This window comes from Pseudomonas sp. MWU12-2029, from assembly GCF_023242425.1.
In the GTDB taxonomy this organism is placed as follows: Bacteria; Pseudomonadota; Gammaproteobacteria; order Pseudomonadales; family Pseudomonadaceae; genus Aquipseudomonas; species Aquipseudomonas kribbensis.
Genome location: NZ_JALJDY010000006.1, coordinates 219832 through 236077, shown reverse-complemented (window position 1 = coordinate 236077; position 16246 = coordinate 219832). Strand labels below are relative to the sequence as shown.

20 protein-coding genes are annotated in these 16246 nt (G+C 60.4%); 15 read left to right on the top strand and 5 right to left on the bottom strand.

Annotated features, from left to right (window positions below):
• Positions 1 to 11: 11 nt before the first annotated feature.
• Genes M5B44_RS17120 through pilG form a run of 3 tightly spaced genes read right to left on the bottom strand, consistent with a single transcriptional unit; the run spans position 12 to position 1392 of the window.
• The gene (locus M5B44_RS17120; RefSeq protein ID WP_248739941.1) at positions 12 to 551 is read right to left on the bottom strand and encodes a chemotaxis protein CheW; all 540 of its coding nucleotides are present in this window, start codon (positions 549 to 551) and stop codon (positions 12 to 14) included.
• Positions 552 to 561: 10 nt separating this feature from the next.
• Positions 562 to 927, bottom strand: a complete 366-nt coding sequence (gene pilH, locus M5B44_RS17115) for a twitching motility response regulator PilH (RefSeq protein ID WP_011336365.1) — start codon at positions 925 to 927, stop codon at positions 562 to 564.
• Positions 928 to 987: 60 nt separating this feature from the next.
• Positions 988 to 1392, bottom strand: coding sequence for a twitching motility response regulator PilG (gene pilG / locus M5B44_RS17110; protein ID WP_085709083.1), 405 nt, complete (start codon positions 1390 to 1392; stop codon positions 988 to 990).
• 224 nt (positions 1393 to 1616) lie between these two features.
• Between pilG and gshB the strand changes: the two genes are divergently transcribed.
• The 8 genes from gshB to M5B44_RS17070 all read left to right on the top strand — a co-directional run bounded on the left by gshB (position 1617) and on the right by M5B44_RS17070 (position 8841).
• A complete protein-coding gene (gene gshB, locus M5B44_RS17105) occupies positions 1617 to 2567 on the top strand; it encodes a glutathione synthase (RefSeq protein ID WP_248739940.1) in 951 nt (316 codons plus the stop codon).
• Between the two features lie 107 nt (positions 2568 to 2674).
• Positions 2675 to 3574, top strand: a complete 900-nt coding sequence (locus M5B44_RS17100) for an energy transducer TonB (RefSeq protein ID WP_248739939.1) — start codon at positions 2675 to 2677, stop codon at positions 3572 to 3574.
• A gap of 59 nt (positions 3575 to 3633) precedes the next feature.
• Complete coding sequence (locus tag M5B44_RS17095) at positions 3634 to 4206, top strand: YqgE/AlgH family protein (RefSeq protein ID WP_085709080.1); 573 nt, start codon at positions 3634 to 3636, stop codon at positions 4204 to 4206.
• On the top strand, positions 4206 to 4643 hold the full coding sequence (gene ruvX / locus M5B44_RS17090) for a Holliday junction resolvase RuvX (RefSeq protein ID WP_085709079.1): 438 nt from the start codon (positions 4206 to 4208) through the stop codon (positions 4641 to 4643). The genes M5B44_RS17095 and ruvX overlap by 1 nt, the downstream gene beginning before the upstream one ends.
• Positions 4644 to 4724: 81 nt before the next feature.
• Positions 4725 to 5228 carry a bifunctional pyr operon transcriptional regulator/uracil phosphoribosyltransferase PyrR gene (gene pyrR / locus M5B44_RS17085; protein ID WP_248739938.1) on the top strand — a complete coding sequence of 168 codons (504 nt, stop codon included), beginning with the start codon at positions 4725 to 4727 and terminating at the stop codon, positions 5226 to 5228.
• A 27-nt stretch (positions 5229 to 5255) separates the two neighbouring features.
• On the top strand, positions 5256 to 6260 hold the full coding sequence (locus M5B44_RS17080; RefSeq protein ID WP_025109148.1) for an aspartate carbamoyltransferase catalytic subunit: 1005 nt from the start codon (positions 5256 to 5258) through the stop codon (positions 6258 to 6260).
• The gene (locus tag M5B44_RS17075; RefSeq protein ID WP_248739937.1) at positions 6257 to 7528 is read left to right on the top strand and encodes a dihydroorotase; all 1272 of its coding nucleotides are present in this window, start codon (positions 6257 to 6259) and stop codon (positions 7526 to 7528) included. The genes M5B44_RS17080 and M5B44_RS17075 overlap by 4 nt, the downstream gene beginning before the upstream one ends.
• A 326-nt stretch (positions 7529 to 7854) precedes the next feature.
• On the top strand, positions 7855 to 8841 hold the full coding sequence (locus tag M5B44_RS17070) for a lipid II-degrading bacteriocin (RefSeq protein WP_248739936.1): 987 nt from the start codon (positions 7855 to 7857) through the stop codon (positions 8839 to 8841).
• A gap of 522 nt (positions 8842 to 9363) precedes the next feature.
• Here M5B44_RS17070 and M5B44_RS17065 read toward each other — a convergent pair.
• Positions 9364 to 9798 carry an NINE protein gene (locus M5B44_RS17065; protein ID WP_119427539.1) on the bottom strand — a complete coding sequence of 145 codons (435 nt, stop codon included), beginning with the start codon at positions 9796 to 9798 and terminating at the stop codon, positions 9364 to 9366.
• A gap of 248 nt (positions 9799 to 10046) precedes the next feature.
• Here M5B44_RS17065 and M5B44_RS17060 point away from each other — a divergent pair, with 248 nt between their 5' ends.
• The gene (locus M5B44_RS17060; protein WP_096817610.1) at positions 10047 to 10670 is read left to right on the top strand and encodes a C40 family peptidase; all 624 of its coding nucleotides are present in this window, start codon (positions 10047 to 10049) and stop codon (positions 10668 to 10670) included.
• 51 nt (positions 10671 to 10721) lie between these two features.
• On the opposite strand, the gene M5B44_RS17055 is transcribed toward M5B44_RS17060, so the two are convergent.
• Positions 10722 to 11756, bottom strand: a complete 1035-nt coding sequence (locus M5B44_RS17055; RefSeq protein ID WP_248739935.1) for a type IV pilus twitching motility protein PilT — start codon at positions 11754 to 11756, stop codon at positions 10722 to 10724.
• 56 nt (positions 11757 to 11812) lie between these two features.
• On the opposite strand from M5B44_RS17055, the gene M5B44_RS17050 reads away from it, so the two are divergent.
• The 6 genes from M5B44_RS17050 (at position 11813) to metW (ending at position 16232) form a co-directional block, all read left to right on the top strand.
• Positions 11813 to 12499: a YggS family pyridoxal phosphate-dependent enzyme gene (locus M5B44_RS17050; RefSeq protein ID WP_248739934.1), complete on the top strand. Its 687-nt coding sequence runs from the start codon at positions 11813 to 11815 to the stop codon at positions 12497 to 12499.
• A gap of 23 nt (positions 12500 to 12522) precedes the next feature.
• Positions 12523 to 13341, top strand: coding sequence for a pyrroline-5-carboxylate reductase (proC, locus tag M5B44_RS17045; protein ID WP_085731569.1), 819 nt, complete (start codon positions 12523 to 12525; stop codon positions 13339 to 13341).
• 10 nt (positions 13342 to 13351) lie between these two features.
• Positions 13352 to 13942: a YggT family protein gene (locus tag M5B44_RS17040; protein WP_085709070.1), complete on the top strand. Its 591-nt coding sequence runs from the start codon at positions 13352 to 13354 to the stop codon at positions 13940 to 13942.
• Complete coding sequence (locus M5B44_RS17035; RefSeq protein ID WP_248739933.1) at positions 13939 to 14235, top strand: DUF167 domain-containing protein; 297 nt, start codon at positions 13939 to 13941, stop codon at positions 14233 to 14235. The genes M5B44_RS17040 and M5B44_RS17035 overlap by 4 nt, the downstream gene beginning before the upstream one ends.
• Before the next feature lie 229 nt (positions 14236 to 14464).
• Positions 14465 to 15604, top strand: a complete 1140-nt coding sequence (metX, locus tag M5B44_RS17030) for a homoserine O-succinyltransferase MetX (RefSeq protein WP_248739932.1) — start codon at positions 14465 to 14467, stop codon at positions 15602 to 15604.
• A 7-nt stretch (positions 15605 to 15611) separates the two neighbouring features.
• Positions 15612 to 16232, top strand: a complete 621-nt coding sequence (gene metW / locus M5B44_RS17025; protein ID WP_085709067.1) for a methionine biosynthesis protein MetW — start codon at positions 15612 to 15614, stop codon at positions 16230 to 16232.
• The last annotated feature ends 14 nt before the right edge of the window (positions 16233 to 16246 follow it).

Genomic DNA, 16246 nt, shown 5'->3' with positions numbered 1-16246 from the left:
GTCCTCGCCTGTTAAACCGCGACGTGCATGAAACTCGGTGACTGCGCCAGCGCAAACAGGCTGAAAACCCGCCAGTTCTGCTCGCGCCGGAAATAGCCTTTGACGAACTCGCCCTTGGAGCCTTGCCGCTTGCGAATCGAGACGGGTTCGAAGCTGTCCTGCTCGAAGTGCTGCAAGCCGAAAACCTCATCGACCAGTACACCGGCAAAAACGTCCTGATGTTCCACGACCAATACCCGCCGCTGCTTGCGCATCGGTGACAGCTCATGGCCGAAGAATCCGCACAGGTCCATGATCGGCAACAACCGCCCGCGCAGATTGGCGACGCCCTTGACCCAGGGCTTTACCCCCGGCATCTGGGTGAAGCGCGGCTCGGGCAGCACTTCGCTGACCTCGCCCATCGGCGCGACGTACCAGTGCTCGCCGAGGCGAAAGCCGATGCCGCTCCAGCGATCCTGGCGCGCGGGTTGCGACGGCAGCTCCGCCGCCAGCAGGCGACAGCGCTGGTCGATCTGCCACAACAGTTCGAACGCGGTCAGCGACTCGCTCATGGCGGCGCGATCAACCGGCCAGCACGTTGTTCAGGGTCTTGATCAGCGTGTCTTCGTCGACCGGTTTGGTCAGGTAATCCCTGGCGCCCTGGCGAGTGCCCCAGACCTTGTCGGTCTCCTGATCCTTGGTGGTGATGATGATGACCGGGATATGGCTGGTTTCAGCGTCCTTGGTCAGTTGGCGGGTCGCCTGGAAACCGTTGAGGCCGGGCATGACGATGTCCATCAGCACCGCGTCGGGTTTTTCCTGACGGGCCAGGGCCACGCCGTCGGCGCCGTTTTCGGCTTTCAACACTTCGTGGCCGTGCTTTTCCAGCATGCCGGTCAGTTTGTACATTTCGGTCGGCGAGTCATCGACGATCAGAATACGTGCCATGGTCTTCCCCATTTTTCTTGTCGACACCGGGCCCGCTGGCCGAGCGTCACTGTGCGTGTCTTACTGCGGCAAATCAGCGGCAAAGCCCGGAACATGGGCCGCAATCGCGTCGAGCAGTTCTTCCTTGCTGAAAGGTTTGGTCAAAAATTGATCGGAACCGACAATCCGCCCCTTGGCCTTGTCGAACAGCCCGTCGCGGGACGACAGCATGATCACCGGCGTCGCCTTGAAGGCACTGTTGTTCTTGATTAAAGCGCAGGTCTGATAACCATCCAGACGCGGCATCATGATGTCGACAAAAATGATCCCGGGGTGGTTGTCGGCGATCTTCGCCAGGGCGTCGAAACCGTCAATCGCCGTGATGACTTCGCACCCTGCATTTTTCAACAGGGTCTCGGCGGTGCGACGAATCGTTTTCGAGTCGTCGATCACCATGACCTTCAAGGCGCTGGACTGCTGTTCCATAAGGGGGCTCTACCGTCGCCTTTGCGAATCAATTTGTCCGTTTTGCGATGACTGATGGCTGGAAACCCTTGATGTTCAAGGGCCAGCACGGCTGGGAGCCTTTTTAGCACAGTCTCCAGAAGCAATCTATCGACGGGTTTTTCCTTGACCGAAAACCCGCCCGGAGCCACTCTGGCGGCACTTTTTTCATACCGATCCGGTAGCCAATTTTCGAGGAAAACCCAATGAGCGTTCGCGTCGGGATAGTCATGGACCCAATCGCCAGCATTTCCTATAAAAAGGATAGCTCGCTGGCCATGCTGCTGGCGGCGCAGAAGCGCGGCTGGGAACTGTTCTACATGGAACAGAAAGACCTTTATCAAGGTGAAGGTCAGGCACGGGCACGGATGAAGCCGCTGAAAGTCTTCGCCAACCCGGAAAAATGGTTCGAACTGGGCGCCGAACAGGATCTGCCGCTGAGCGACCTGAACGTGATCCTGATGCGCAAGGATCCACCGTTCGACATGGAGTTCGTCTACTCCACCTACCTGCTCGAACAGGCCGAAACCGCCGGCGTACTGGTGGTCAACAAGCCGCAGAGCCTGCGCGACTGCAACGAAAAGCTGTTCGCCACCCTGTTCCCGCAGTGCACGCCGCCAACCGTGGTCAGCCGCCGCGCCGACGTGCTGCGTGAATTCGCCGCCAAGCATGGCGACGTGATCCTCAAGCCGCTGGACGGCATGGGCGGTACTTCGATCTTCCGTCACCGCGTCGGTGATCCGAACCTGTCGGTGATTCTGGAAACCCTGACCGCCCTCGGCACCCAGCAGATCATGGGCCAGGCCTACCTGCCGGCAATCAAGGACGGCGACAAGCGCATCCTGATGATCGACGGCGAGCCGGTGGATTACTGCCTGGCGCGGATTCCGGCCCAGGGCGAAACCCGTGGCAACCTCGCCGCCGGCGGCCGAGGCGAAGCCCGTCCGCTGACCGACAAGGATCGCTGGATCGCCGCTCAGGTCGGCCCGACCTTGCGCGCGAAGGGCCTGCTGTTCGTCGGCCTCGACGTGATCGGCGAGCACCTGACCGAAATCAACGTCACCAGCCCGACCTGCATCCGCGAGATCGACAATGCCTTCGGCACCGACATCGGCGGAATGCTGATGGATGCCATCGAGAAAAAGCTGCAAGCTTGATGCACATCACATGCAGCCTGTCGCTTGATGCTTGAAGCCCAAGGCGTGAAACCAACATTGCGTTATCATGCGCGGCCTGTGAAAAACGCGATGTTGGTTTTCTTGTCATGACACTTCCGTCCGATCTGCCTGCTGAACTCGCCCACCGCGGCGTGCGCCCGGTCGATCGCCTCGGATTTACCCTGTTTCTCGCGGCGTTGATCCATCTGGCGCTGCTGCTCGGCGTGGGCTTCACCATGGTCGAGCCCAAGCAGATCAGCAAAACCCTGGAAATCACCCTCGCTACCTTCAAGAGCGAAACCAAGCCCAAGAAGGCCGATTTCCTCGCTCAGGAAAACCAGGAAGGCAGCGGCACCCTCGACAAGAAGGCGATCCCCAAGACCACCGAGGTCGCGCCGTTCCAGGACAATCAGGTCAAGAAAGTCACCCCGCCGCCGGCCGCCAAGCCGGAAGTGCAGGAAGCGGCGCCCAAGGCGGCCGTGACCACCGTCGCGCCGAAACCGAAAAAAGCGCCGACCAAGAAAGAAGAAGCCAAGACCGAGACCAAACCGACGGTCGATGCCCCGACTTTCGACAGCTCGCAGCTCTCCAGCGACATCGCCAGCCTCGAAGCCGAACTGGCCAACGAACAACAGCTGTACGCCAAGCGCCCGCGCATCCACCGCCTGAGCGCGGCCTCGACCATGCGCGACAAGGGCGCCTGGTACAAGGACGAATGGCGCAAGAAGGTCGAGCGCATCGGCAACCTCAATTACCCCGACGAAGCCCGTCGCCAACAGATCTACGGCAATCTGCGCCTGATGGTGTCGATCAACCGCGACGGCTCGCTGTATGAAGTGCTGGTGCTGGAATCCTCCGGCCAGCCGCTGCTGGATCAGGCGGCGCAGCGCATCGTGCGGCTGGCCGCGCCTTTCGCACCGTTTACCGGCGACCTGTCGGACATCGACCGACTGGAAATCATCCGCACCTGGAAATTCGCCCGGGGCGACCGGCTGTCCAGCAACTGAGCCGATCTTTTGACCGCTCCAGCTTGTCAGTTCGCCCCCCGAACGCCACACTACCGCACATGAAAAACGTCAGCCCCAGCTACCTCAAGCATCACTTCCTGATCGCCATGCCACACATGGCCGACCCGAACTTTGCCCACACCTTGACCTACATCGTCGAGCACACGGCCAATGGCGCAATGGGGCTGGTGGTCAACCGACCGCAAGAGCTGAATCTGGCCGACATCCTCGAGCAACTGCGCCCGGACATCGATCCGCCAGCGCTGTGCCAGCATGTGCCGATCTTCATCGGCGGCCCGGTGCAGACCGATCGCGGTTTCGTGCTGCATCCGGCGGGCAAGACGTTCCAGGCCACTGTCGAGCTGGAGGGCGACCTTGCACTGTCCACCTCGCAAGACGTGCTGTTCGCCATCGCCGACGGCGTCGGCCCGGCGAAAAGCCTGATCACCCTCGGCTACGCCGGTTGGGAAGCCGGTCAACTGGAGGCTGAAATGGCCGACAACGCCTGGCTGACCTGCCCGTACGACGCCGACATCCTGTTCAACACCAGCAGCGAACTGCGCCTGGAAGCGGCGGCCAAGCACTTGGGGATCAACCTCAACCTGCTGACCAGCCAGGCAGGGCACGCCTGATGGCCCTGCGCCTGATCCTCGGCTTCGACTACGGCACCAAACAGATCGGCGTGGCGGTCGGCCAGGTGATTACCGGCCAGGCTCGCGAGCTGTGTACCTTGAAGGCGCAGAACGGCGTGCCGGACTGGAATCAGGTCGAAGCCCTTATAAAGGAATGGAAACCCGATGCCGTGGTGGTCGGCCTGCCGCTGAACATGGACGGCACGCCCAGCGAGATGTGCGCCCGCGCCGAGAAATTCGCCCGCCGCCTCAACGGCCGCTACAACCTGCCCTTCTATACCCACGACGAGCGCCTGACGACCTTCGAAGCCAAGGGCGAACGACTGGTGCGCGGCGGGCAGAAAGGCAGTTACCGCGACAACCCGGTGGACGCCATCGCCGCCGCCCTGCTGCTGCAGGGCTGGCTCGACGAAAACACCGCACTGTTTGAATCCTGACAAGCGCTACGGCGCTTTTCTTTTGGCTACAACCCGAGCCCCGGTTCGCGAGAACCGGCTCGACCCCGAGAAGGAGCAACCATGAGCCTGCCCAATCCCGCCGATCTGATCAGCCAGATGGCGACACGCCTCAAGGCGCACCTTGCCCAGCGTGGTATCAGCGAACCGCGTTACATCGGCATCCGCACCGGCGGTGTCTGGGTCGCCCAGGCCCTGCTCGAAGAGCTGGGCAACGATGCGCCATTGGGTACGCTGGATGTCTCCTTCTACCGCGACGACTTCAGCCAGAACGGCCTGCACCCGCAAGTGCGCCCGTCCGCCCTGCCCTTCGAAATCGAAGGCCAGCATCTGGTGCTGATCGACGACGTACTGATGAGCGGCCGGACCATCCGCGCCGCCATGAACGAACTGTTCGACTACGGCCGCCCGGCCAGCGTGACGCTGGTCTGCCTGTTGGACCTGGACGCCGGTGAACTGCCGATCCGCCCGAACGTGGTCGGCGCGACCCTGTCGCTGGCCGCTCACGAACGGGTCAAGCTGTCCGGCCCGGAGCTGGCCCTCGAACTGCAAGACCTTGCCCTTTAATCCGCCCTATTGAGAGTCCCCTTCGCGATGACGCCTCTAGATACCAAGCGCCCGCTGCAGCTCAATGATCAGGGCCAGCTGCGCCACTTCCTCTCGCTCGACGGCCTGCGCCGCGAGTTGCTGACGGAAATCCTCGACACCGCCGACTCGTTCCTCGAAGTCGGTGCCCGGGCCGTGAAGAAGGTCCCGTTGCTGCGCGGCAAGACCGTGTGCAACGTGTTCTTCGAAAACTCCACCCGCACCCGCACCACCTTCGAACTGGCGGCCCAGCGGCTGTCGGCGGACGTGATCACCCTGAACGTGTCGACCTCGTCGGCCAGCAAGGGCGAAACCCTGCTCGACACCCTGCGCAACCTCGAAGCCATGGCCGCCGACATGTTCGTCGTACGCCACGGTGATTCGGGCGCTGCGCACTTCATCGCCGAGCATGTCTGCCCGCAGGTGGCGATCATCAACGGCGGCGACGGCCGTCACGCCCACCCGACCCAGGGCATGCTCGACATGCTGACCATCCGTCGGCACAAGGGCAGCTTCGAAAACCTCTCGGTAGCCATCGTCGGCGACATCCTGCATTCGCGGGTGGCGCGCTCGAACATGCTCGCCCTGAAGACCCTCGGTTGCCAGGACATCCGCGTGATCGCGCCGAAAACCCTGCTGCCGATCGGCATCGAGCAGTACGGCGTGAAGGTCTACACCGACATGACCGAAGGCCTGAAAGACGTCGACGTGGTGATCATGCTGCGCCTGCAGCGTGAGCGCATGACCGGCGGCCTGCTGCCGAGCGAAGGCGAGTTCTACCGCCTGTTTGGCCTGACCACCGCGCGCCTGGCCGGCGCCAAGCCCGATTGCATCGTCATGCACCCTGGGCCGATCAACCGTGGCGTGGAGATCGAGTCGGCGGTGGCCGACGGCCCGCACTCGGTAATCCTCAATCAAGTTACCTATGGCATCGCGATCCGTATGGCCGTGCTGTCCATGGCCATGAGCGGACAAACCGCGCAGCGTCAATTCGAGCAGGAGAACGCCCAGTGAAGCTCAGCATTCTCGGCGCCCGCGTCATCGATCCAAGCAGCGGCCTGGATCAAATCACCGATATTCACGTTGAAGCCTGCAAGATCGTCGCCCTCGGCGCGGCACCGGCCGGTTTCTCCGCTGTGGAAACCATCGACGCCCAAGGCCTTGTCGCCGCTCCGGGCCTCGTCGACCTGAACGTTGCCCTGCGCGAGCCGGGCTACAGCCGCAAAGGCACCATCGCCAGCGAAACCCGCGCGGCTGCAGCCGGTGGCGTGACCAGCCTGTGCTGCCCGCCGAAAACCAAACCGGTGCTCGACACCTCCGCCGTGGCCGAGCTGATCCTCGACCGCGCCCGCGAGGCCGGCAACACCAAGGTGTTCCCGATCGGCGCTCTGAGCAAAGGCCTGGACGGCGAGCAGCTGGCCGAGCTGGTTGCCCTGCGCGACGCCGGTTGCGTGGCGTTCGGCAACGGTCTGGAGAGCTTCCGCAACACCCGCACCCTGTGCCGGGCGCTGGATTACGCGGCAACCTTCGACCTGACGGTGATTTTCAACTCCCAGGATCACGACCTTGCCGACGGTGGCCTGGCCCACGAAGGCGCCACCGCCAGCTTCCTCGGCCTGCCGGGTATCCCGGAAACCGCTGAAACCGTGGCCCTGGCTCGGGATCTGCTGCTGGTCGAGCAGACCGGCGTGCGCGCGCACTTCAGTCAACTGACCAGCGCTCGCGGCGTGGCCCTGATCGCTCAGGCCCAAGCCCGTGGCCTGAAAGTCACGGCGGATGTCGCCCTGTATCAGCTGATCCTGACGGACGAAGCGCTGATCGACTTCAGCAGCCTGTATCACGTGCAACCGCCGCTGCGCACCCGCGCGGATCGCGACGGTCTGCGTGAAGCAGTGAAGTCCGGGGTGGTTTCGGCGATTTCCAGCCATCACCAGCCCCATGAGCGCGATGCGAAACTGGCACCGTTCGGCGCAACCGAACCGGGCATCAGCAGCGTCGAACTGCTGCTGCCGCTGGCGATGACGCTGGTCGAGGACGGTCTGCTGGACCTGCCGACCCTGCTGGCACGCCTGAGCGCCGGCCCGGCCGAGGCCCTGCGCCTGCCGGCAGGCAAGCTGGCAGTGGGCGGCGCGGCGGATATCGTGCTGTTCGATCCGAAGGCTTCGACCGTGGCCGGCGAGAGCTGGCTGTCGAAGGGCGAGAACTGCCCGTTCCTCGGCCACAGCCTGCCGGGTGTGGTGCGTTACACGCTGGTGGATGGCCGGATCAGCCATCAGGCATGAAGACTGGAGGTAGCAGGCTGCAATGGCCTGCTACCTCTTTGACTTCATTGGATAGCGACAAACATCCGTATTGGAAAAGTTTCGCTCAAAGTCACTGTTCGCAACATCACATCTCCCTCACCCGACGCCTGCCGATAGATCTGCACCAAGTGGCGCAGGAAAGCGGCTACCCGCCATATAGAAATCTCCGACGCTTCACACCCGCCCTGTAAAAACAGCCTCGATACAATCAGAAACAGCCTACAAAGTTCTCATAGGTAACATCTACATAGAGTCATTAACATGAAACCGTCAGAAGGATAACTAATACCCACAAGGATAAGCACATGAAAAATGGACTTACGCTTCCCCCTATTATCACCAGAGGTACAACAGGAAACTCTGGCGGTTTTACAGTCGACTCCGGTTTCAGATGGGGAACCTATGCAACAGCAGATTGGCAGGGCGCAGGAGAGGCCATCATCACCCATGACGGTCAAACCTATTCACTGCCACTGAGCAATGGTCCCGCAATAACCTCAGCAGAAATGGATATGTTTCATGCCTGGCTTGAGATGAAATCCGGAATCAAAGCCTTCACCTATGAACTGCAAATGGTGAACAAGGCAATTAACAACGATGCTCTGGGTGGAATCCGCGATCTCTGGAGGATCACGGAAAGCGACAACTTCTTATTGAACAGCTCCACCATTATCAGCCATGGTTATTTCAAGAACAAAGTCATTAACTTCAGCTTGGCTGATTCATTTGCGGCACAGCAAAAACTAAGCCCCATAGAAGCTTTGATCAAAGTCGCAGCGACGGCTCCGTACAACCTGAATTACGAAACGCTCACAACCGAGCTTTCCGGAGGCACCTTCAGCCCGATCAAAGCCTTCGCTCATTATCTCTGGGGAAATGGTGAGAGGATGAGGGTCAACATCAACAACATTGGCCTGAACGTCAGAGCCAATGAACTGCCATTACTGGCAAGCTCTATTGCAAGCACTCGAGAAGCTGGTACTTATTACTTGTCCGACCCCAGGATTCCTTACGCTACCATCAATGACAGCAACGTCACCGGAGCTTATCTAGGAAGAATAACGATAAAGATGGAAGGAAACTTCACCAGAGACAACACAGGATCCTGGGTTTTTGATGGCGTTATCAGAGCTTATACTGACACTTACGACTTCGACGCAAGCAACAGATCAACTGCCCTTGAGTTATTAACAACAGCAGGTAGAGTATTTTCCGGAACGCATTATGAGATCGACATTTTCGGCGACCATAAAATAAGGCTGAGCGGAACCGGGTTTAATCCTGCCCAGTAAGCTTCAGCATTCTTACAGACATCCGAACGATGGAGAGCGAATGGACAGGACCTGCAGATTATTGAGATATCTATACCCGATCGCTCTCGTACTTACATCTTGTGCAGGAGTGCTCGTACTAATAGAAAATCTCAAATCACAAACTTATGACATAAGCCAGGATTCAATTGGCTTGCCCATTGGTGTGACGCTGATGATTTTCCTGACACTTGCAATAATGCACCTACTGCAGATTCTCCTATTAGGCTGGGCACACACCAATTCGCCCGGAGGTCTGTTACTGAAAATATCAGCCTACTTGACTGCAACACTATCGCTATTGATTCTGGTTGACAGGATTGTGTACTGGTCCATGCCCCATCACACCGTCATTGCAATACTTTATGGTGTCACTGCCCTTACGTTTGTCGCTTTCCAAATGCAAACCTTCGCGCAATCGAAATAGCACAGATGCAAGACCGGAAGTCGAAGGGGCACCTGCCAGCGCACGAACTGCGCCGGCGGTTCTCCCCTCGCCATCACTTACTGAAAAGCGCCCCGCCCTTCGGCATTACGCACCGACACCTGATCATTCAGCGTCCAGAAGTCATACAGCACACCCAGAAAGAACAACCCGCCGGTCAGCAGGTACAGCAAACCTGTGATCCACTTGCCCTGATACATCCGGTGCACGCCGAACGCGCCGAGGAACGTCAGGAGAATCCACGCCACGTTGTATTCGATGGGCCCCGCCGCAAAGCGCAGGTCCGCTTCCCGGTCCATCGCCGGGATCAGGAACACGTCGATCAGCCAGCCAATTCCCAGCAGGCCGAAGGTGAAAAACCAGATCGTGCCGGTCACCGGCTTGCCGTAATAGAAGCGGTGCGACCCGGTAAAACCGAAGATCCACAACAGGTATCCGATCACCTTGCTATGGGTGTCCTTTTCCTTCACACGGGGCAGTTGATAGCGGTTCATGAAGACCTCGATACACGCGATAGATAAATTTTCTTTAATTCTTTGTGACTTTTTTACATGTAGCCGACGTACGGCAAATGCTACCTTGTGGTCCGTCAAAGCCTTATAGCACCTGACTTCTGTCCGACAATTGCGTCTATTTGCCGCTTGTTTGGTTCCGTTGCCCGCCTTTTGAATCGACCAACGGCCTCGGAAGGGACAAAAAAGCTGTTATAAAGTTGCGCGCTAACACATAAGAGCCCTGCCTAATGCGTCCATTTTTCAAGACATGGCTAACTATTTGCCTATTAATGCCACTGGCCGCCCACGCCACCAATCGTGAGCAACGTCTTCCCAACGTTAACGGTTTCACTCCCAAATCCCATGCCTCTGCTCCTTCGAACAAAGGCAAACAAACGAAACACACCACGCTCGCCAGCAAGAGTCACGGCAAGCTGGTTCCACCGATGGCGAACAAGGAAAGCAGCAACGTCCTCAGTCGTGCGGTGAACGTCCTCGGTACACCTTACCGTTGGGGCGGCAGCAGCCCGAGTAAAGGCTTCGACTGCAGCGGCCTGGTGAAATACGCGTTCAACGACGCGACTTTCGACCTGCCGCGCACCTCGAATGCCATGGCCAGCGGTCATGGCGAGAAAGTCGAGCGCAAGGACCTCAAGCCTGGCGACCTGATTTTCTTCAACATCAAGAGCCGTCGGGTCAATCACGTTGCCATCTACCTGGGCAACGACCGCTTCATCCACGCGCCGCGCCGTGGCAAAGCGGTGAGCATCGATACGCTGAACAAGCCGTATTGGGAACAGCATTACGTGGTTGCCAAGCGCGTGCTGCCGAAAGAGCCGGGCGGCAAGCAAATGCGCGTGGTTCAACGCTGATCCTTGCAGATCACAAAAAACGCAGCCCTCGGGCTGCGTTTTTTTTCGCCACTAGAAATTATCCGGCGTCCGCGCCTTCTCCCGCGCGTGTTCGCGACTGATCAGGCCCATGGTCACCAGATCCTTCAGGCACATGTCGAGTGTCTGCATCCCCAGCGCCCCGCCGGTCTGGATCGCCGAATACATCTGCGCCACCTTGTCCTCGCGGATCAGGTTCCGGATCGCCGACGTTCCCAGCATGATCTCGTGGGCCGCCACCCGGCCGCCGCCGATCTTCTTGATCAGCGTCTGCGACACCACGGCCAGCAACGACTCCGACAGCATCGAGCGCACCATGGACTTCTCATCCCCCGGGAACACGTCCACCACCCGGTCGATGGTCTTGGCCGCCGAGGTGGTGTGCAGCGTGCCGAACACCAGATGCCCGGTTTCCGCAGCGGTCAGCGCCAGGCGGATGGTTTCCAGGTCGCGCATCTCGCCCACCAGGATCACGTCCGGGTCCTCCCGCAGCGCCGAGCGCAGTGCCGTGGCAAAACTGCGGGTATCGCGGTGGACTTCACGCTGATTGATCAGGCATTTGCGCGATTCGTGGACGAATTCGATCGGGTCTTCGATGGTCAGGATGTGGTGATGACGGTGGGTGTTGAGGTAATCGATCATCGCCGCCAGGGTGGTGGACTTGCCGGAACCGGTCGGCCCGGTCACCAGCACCAGACCACGCGGGGCGTCGGTGATCTTGCGAAAGACGTCGCCCATGGCGAGGTCTTCCATGCTCAGCACTTTCGACGGGATGGTGCGGAACACTGCGCCGGCGCCACGGTTCTGGTTGAAGGCATTGACCCGAAACCGCGCTACGCCCGGCACCTCGAAGGAAAAGTCGGTTTCCAGATGTTTCTCGTACTCCACCCGCTGGGTGTCGTTCATGATGTCGTAGATCAGCTCATGCACCTGCTTGTGATCCAGCGCCGGCAGATTGATCCGCCGCACATCGCCATCCACGCGGATCATCGGCGGCAGTCCGGCCGACAGGTGCAGGTCGGAAGCGCCCTGTTTGGCGCTGAAGGCCAGCAGTTCAGTGATATCCATAGCGTCCCTCAATTCCAGTAGAATGCCGCGAACCTTCAGACCGCTGGCGCCTCTTGATGTCCACGATAGCAGACAACATTCTCCAGGTTAGTTCGCGCATTAAGGCAGCCGTCAAAGCCGCCGGCCGCGATGAAAACAGCGTCCAGCTGCTGGCCGTGAGCAAGACCAAACCCGCCCAAGCCCTGCGCGAAGCGTACGCCGCCGGCCTGCGCGACTTTGGCGAGAACTATCTGCAGGAAGCTTTGGGCAAACAGCTCGAACTGGCCGACCTGCCCTTGATCTGGCACTTCATCGGCCCCATTCAGTCGAACAAGACCCGCTCGATTGCCGAGCACTTCGCCTGGGTGCACTCCGTGGATCGCCTGAAAATCGCCCAACGTCTGTCCGAGCAACGTCCGGCAGATCTGCCGCCACTGAACATCTGCATTCAGGTCAATGTCAGCGGTGAGGCCAGCAAGTCCGGCTGCACCCCGGCCGACCTGCCGGCCCTGGCCCTGGCCATCAGCGCCCTGCCGCGCTTGAAGTTGCGCGGGCTGATGGCGATTCCCGAGCCGACCGAAGATCGCGCCGAGCAGGATGCCGCATTTGCCGCTGTCCAGAAATTGCAGGCCGGCCTCGATCTGCCGCTCGACACACTTTCCATGGGCATGAGCCACGACCTCGAGTCGGCCATTGCCCAGGGCGCCACCTGGGTCCGTATCGGTACGGCCCTGTTTGGCGCTCGCGACTACTCCCAATCTTGATGATTTCCAGATAAGGACCTGACATGAGCAACACGCGTATTGCCTTTATCGGTGCCGGCAACATGGCCGCCAGCCTGATCGGCGGCCTGCGGGCCAAGGGTCTGGAAGCCGCACACATCCGCGCCAGCGATCCGGGCGAAGAGACCCGCAACCGGGTCAGCGCCGAGCACGGCATCGAAACCTTCGCCGACAATGCCCAGGCCATCGACGGCGCCGACGTTGTCGTGCTGGCAGTCAAGCCGCAGGCCATGAAGGCCGTGTGCGAAGCGATTCGCCCAAGCCTGAAGCCGAATCAACTGGTGGTGTCCATCGCCGCCGGCATCACCTGCGCCAGCATGACTGCATGGCTTGGCGAGCAGCCGATCGTGCGTTGCATGCCCAACACTCCGGCGCTGCTGCGTCAGGGCGTCAGCGGCTTGTACGCCACCGGCGAAGTGAGCGCCGAACAACGCCAGCAGGCTGAAGAGCTGCTGTCCGCCGTGGGCATCGCCCTGTGGCTGAACGAAGAGCAGCAACTGGACGCGGTCACTGCCGTCTCCGGTTCCGGCCCGGCCTACTTCTTCCTGCTGATCGAAGCCATGACCGCTGCCGGCGTCAAACTCGGCCTGCCGAAGGAAACCGCCGAGCAACTGACCCTGCAAACCGCGCTGGGCGCCGCGCACATGGCCGTTTCCAGCGACGTCGACGCCGCCGAACTGCGCCGCCGCGTGACCTCGCCAGCGGGCACCACTGAAGCTGCGATCAAATCGTTCCAGGCCGGCGGCTTCGAAGCCCTGGTGGAAAAAGCACTCGGCGCCGCCGCGCACCGCTCGGCCGAGATGGCCGAACAACTGGGCAAATAAGGAGCCTTACATGATTGGATTGAACACCGCAGCGGTCTACGTGCTGCAAACCCTCGGCAGCCTGTACCTGCTGATCGTGCTGCTGCGCTTCGTCCTGCAACTGGTACGAGCGAACTTCTACAACCCGCTCTGCCAGTTCGTGGTCAAGGCGACCCAGCCGCTGCTCAAGCCACTGCGCCGGATCATCCCGAGCCTGTTCGGCCTCGACATGTCCTCGCTGGTGCTGGCAATCCTCGTACAACTGGCACTGATGGCACTGACCCTGCTGCTGACCTACGGCACCACTGGCAACCCGCTGCAACTGTTCATCTGGTCGATCATCGGCGTGACCGCGCTGTTCCTGAAGATTTTCTTCTTCGCCCTGATCATCAGCGTGATCCTGTCGTGGGTCGCTCCGGGCAGCCATAACCCGGGCGCCGAGCTGGTGAACCAGATCTGCGAACCGGCCCTGGCGCCGTTCCGTCGCTTCCTGCCGAGCATGGGCGGCCTGGACCTGTCGCCGATCTTCGCCTTCCTCGCGCTGAAGCTGATCGACATGCTGGTGATCAACAACCTCGCGGCGATGACGATGATGCCGGAAATCCTGCGCCTGTTGATGTGAGCTGGTTCCGTTGGGACGGTGACGACCTGATCCTCGAGTGTCACCTGCAACCGGCAGCCCGCAGCGATGACTTCGCCGGGCTGCACGGTGATCGCCTTAAAATCCGCCTGACCGCTCCGCCGGTCGAGGGCAAGGCCAATGCGTATCTGATGGGGTTTCTGGCCAAGGCTTTTGGGGTTTCCAAGAGTCAGGTGAGTCTGATCAGTGGTGAGTTGAACCGGCAGAAGCGGGTGAAGATATGCTCGCCGAAGAAGATGCCGGATTTGCCGGGATTGGTCGCGCGCTCCTCCTGAACAACCGCAGTGCCTCCTGCCCCTCACCCCAGCCCTCTCCCAAGGGAGAGGGAGCCGATTTGTGTTGTTTTCAAACCCTGGGTTTAACTCGATGACTCAGGCCGGTGCAGCTCCAAAGAACACCGAGATCAGTCCCCTCTCCCTCCGGGAGAGGGTTAGGGTGAGGGCTGCTTGCTGCTAACCCCCATGCTCTTTAGACTTACGCCTCATTTCAACGAGAGCAGGGTCGATGCCAACTGCCTTTCCCCCCGATTCTGTTGGTCTGGTGACGCCGCAAACGGCGCACTTCAGCGAACCGCTGGCCCTGGCCTGCGGCCGTTCGCTGGCCGCTTATGACCTGATCTACGAAACCTACGGCACACTGAACGCGCAAGCGAGCAACGCCGTGTTGATCTGCCACGCCTTGTCCGGCCACCACCATGCCGCTGGTTACCACAGCGTCGACGACCGCAAGCCCGGTTGGTGGGACAGCTGCATCGGCCCCGGCAAACCGATCGACACCAACAAGTTCTTCGTGGTCAGCCTGAACAACCTCGGCGGCTGCAACGGCTCCACCGGCCCGAGCAGCCTCAACCCGGACACCGGCAAGCCGTTTGGCGCCGATTTCCCGGTGCTGACCGTGGAAGACTGGGTGCACAGCCAGGCACGGCTGGCCGACCTGCTCGGCATCGGCCAGTGGGCGGCGGTTATCGGCGGCAGCCTCGGCGGCATGCAGGCGCTGCAATGGACCATCACTTACCCGGATCGCGTTCGCCACTGCCTGGCCATCGCCTCGGCCCCCAAGTTGTCGGCGCAGAACATCGCCTTCAACGAAGTGGCGCGTCAGGCGATTCTCACCGACCCGGAATTCCACGGCGGCTCGTTCCAGGAACAAGGCGTGATTCCCAAGCGCGGACTGATGCTGGCGCGAATGGTCGGGCACATCACCTACCTGTCCGACGACTCCATGGGCGAGAAATTCGGTCGTGGCCTGAAGAGCGAAAAGCTCAACTACGACTTCCACAGTGTCGAGTTTCAGGTCGAAAGCTACCTGCGCTATCAGGGCGAAGAATTCTCCGGGCGCTTCGATGCCAACACCTATCTGTTGATGACCAAGGCGCTGGACTACTTCGATCCGGCGGCGAACTTCGACGATAACCTGGCGAAAACCTTCGAAGGCGCGAAAGCCAGGTTCTGCGTGATGTCGTTCACCACCGACTGGCGCTTCTCTCCGGCCCGCTCGCGGGAACTGGTGGACGCACTGATGGCCGCGCGCAAGGACGTCAGCTACCTGGAAATCGACGCGCCTCAGGGCCACGACGCCTTCCTGATTCCGATCCCGCGTTATTTGCAGGCGTTCGGCAATTACATGAACCGAATTACGGTGTGAACAAGCCATGAGAGCTGATCTGGAAATCATCCAGGAATGGATCCCCGCCGGCAGCCGCGTGCTCGACCTCGGTTGCGGTGACGGCGAGTTGCTGACCTGGCTGCGCGACCACAAGCAGGTCACCGGTTATGGCCTGGAAAACGACCCGGACAACATTGCCGAGTGCGTGGCCAAGGGCATCAACGTCATCGAGCAGGACCTGGACAAGGGTCTGGGCAACTTCGCCAGCAACAGCTTCGACGTGGTCGTGATGACTCAGGCCCTGCAGGCCGTGCACTACCCGGACAAGATCCTCGACGAAATGCTGCGGGTCGGTCGCCAGTGCATCATCACCTTCCCCAACTTCGGCCACTGGCGCTGCCGCTGGTATCTGGCGAGCAAGGGCCGGATGCCGGTGTCCGAGTTCCTGCCGTACACCTGGTACAACACGCCGAACATTCACTTCTGCACCTTCGAAGACTTTGAAGAACTTTGTCGCGAACGTGAAGCGAAGGTCATTGATCGGCTTGCCGTGGATCAACAGCACCGCCACGGGTGGGCCAGTAAGCTATGGCCTAATCTGTTAGGTGAGATCGGTATCTACCGCGTCAGCAGCCCGGGGCTGCAGGATCACAAAATCGCGGTCTGAACCACGACATTGCG

What these genes read in the sequence shown, in the direction of transcription:
- pilG (WP_085709083.1), bottom strand. Translation starts at nt 1,392, where the DNA reads ATGGAACAGCAGTCCAGCGCCTTGAAGGTCATGGTGATCGACGACTCG.
- M5B44_RS17070 (WP_248739936.1), top strand. Translation starts at nt 7,855, where the DNA reads ATGAAAAATGGACTTACGCTTCCCCCTATTATCACCAGAGGTACAACA.
- M5B44_RS17050 (WP_248739934.1), top strand. Translation starts at nt 11,813, where the DNA reads ATGTCCACGATAGCAGACAACATTCTCCAGGTTAGTTCGCGCATTAAG.
- M5B44_RS17055 (WP_248739935.1), bottom strand. Translation starts at nt 11,756, where the DNA reads ATGGATATCACTGAACTGCTGGCCTTCAGCGCCAAACAGGGCGCTTCC.
- M5B44_RS17095 (WP_085709080.1), top strand. Translation starts at nt 3,634, where the DNA reads ATGAAAAACGTCAGCCCCAGCTACCTCAAGCATCACTTCCTGATCGCC.
- pilH (WP_011336365.1), bottom strand. Translation starts at nt 927, where the DNA reads ATGGCACGTATTCTGATCGTCGATGACTCGCCGACCGAAATGTACAAA.
- metX (WP_248739932.1), top strand. Translation starts at nt 14,465, where the DNA reads ATGCCAACTGCCTTTCCCCCCGATTCTGTTGGTCTGGTGACGCCGCAA.
- M5B44_RS17065 (WP_119427539.1), bottom strand. Translation starts at nt 9,798, where the DNA reads ATGAACCGCTATCAACTGCCCCGTGTGAAGGAAAAGGACACCCATAGC.
- pyrR (WP_248739938.1), top strand. Translation starts at nt 4,725, where the DNA reads ATGAGCCTGCCCAATCCCGCCGATCTGATCAGCCAGATGGCGACACGC.
- ruvX (WP_085709079.1), top strand. Translation starts at nt 4,206, where the DNA reads ATGGCCCTGCGCCTGATCCTCGGCTTCGACTACGGCACCAAACAGATC.
- metW (WP_085709067.1), top strand. Translation starts at nt 15,612, where the DNA reads ATGAGAGCTGATCTGGAAATCATCCAGGAATGGATCCCCGCCGGCAGC.
- proC (WP_085731569.1), top strand. Translation starts at nt 12,523, where the DNA reads ATGAGCAACACGCGTATTGCCTTTATCGGTGCCGGCAACATGGCCGCC.
- M5B44_RS17120 (WP_248739941.1), bottom strand. Translation starts at nt 551, where the DNA reads ATGAGCGAGTCGCTGACCGCGTTCGAACTGTTGTGGCAGATCGACCAG.
- M5B44_RS17040 (WP_085709070.1), top strand. Translation starts at nt 13,352, where the DNA reads ATGATTGGATTGAACACCGCAGCGGTCTACGTGCTGCAAACCCTCGGC.
- M5B44_RS17060 (WP_096817610.1), top strand. Translation starts at nt 10,047, where the DNA reads ATGCGTCCATTTTTCAAGACATGGCTAACTATTTGCCTATTAATGCCA.
- gshB (WP_248739940.1), top strand. Translation starts at nt 1,617, where the DNA reads ATGAGCGTTCGCGTCGGGATAGTCATGGACCCAATCGCCAGCATTTCC.
- M5B44_RS17080 (WP_025109148.1), top strand. Translation starts at nt 5,256, where the DNA reads ATGACGCCTCTAGATACCAAGCGCCCGCTGCAGCTCAATGATCAGGGC.
- M5B44_RS17100 (WP_248739939.1), top strand. Translation starts at nt 2,675, where the DNA reads ATGACACTTCCGTCCGATCTGCCTGCTGAACTCGCCCACCGCGGCGTG.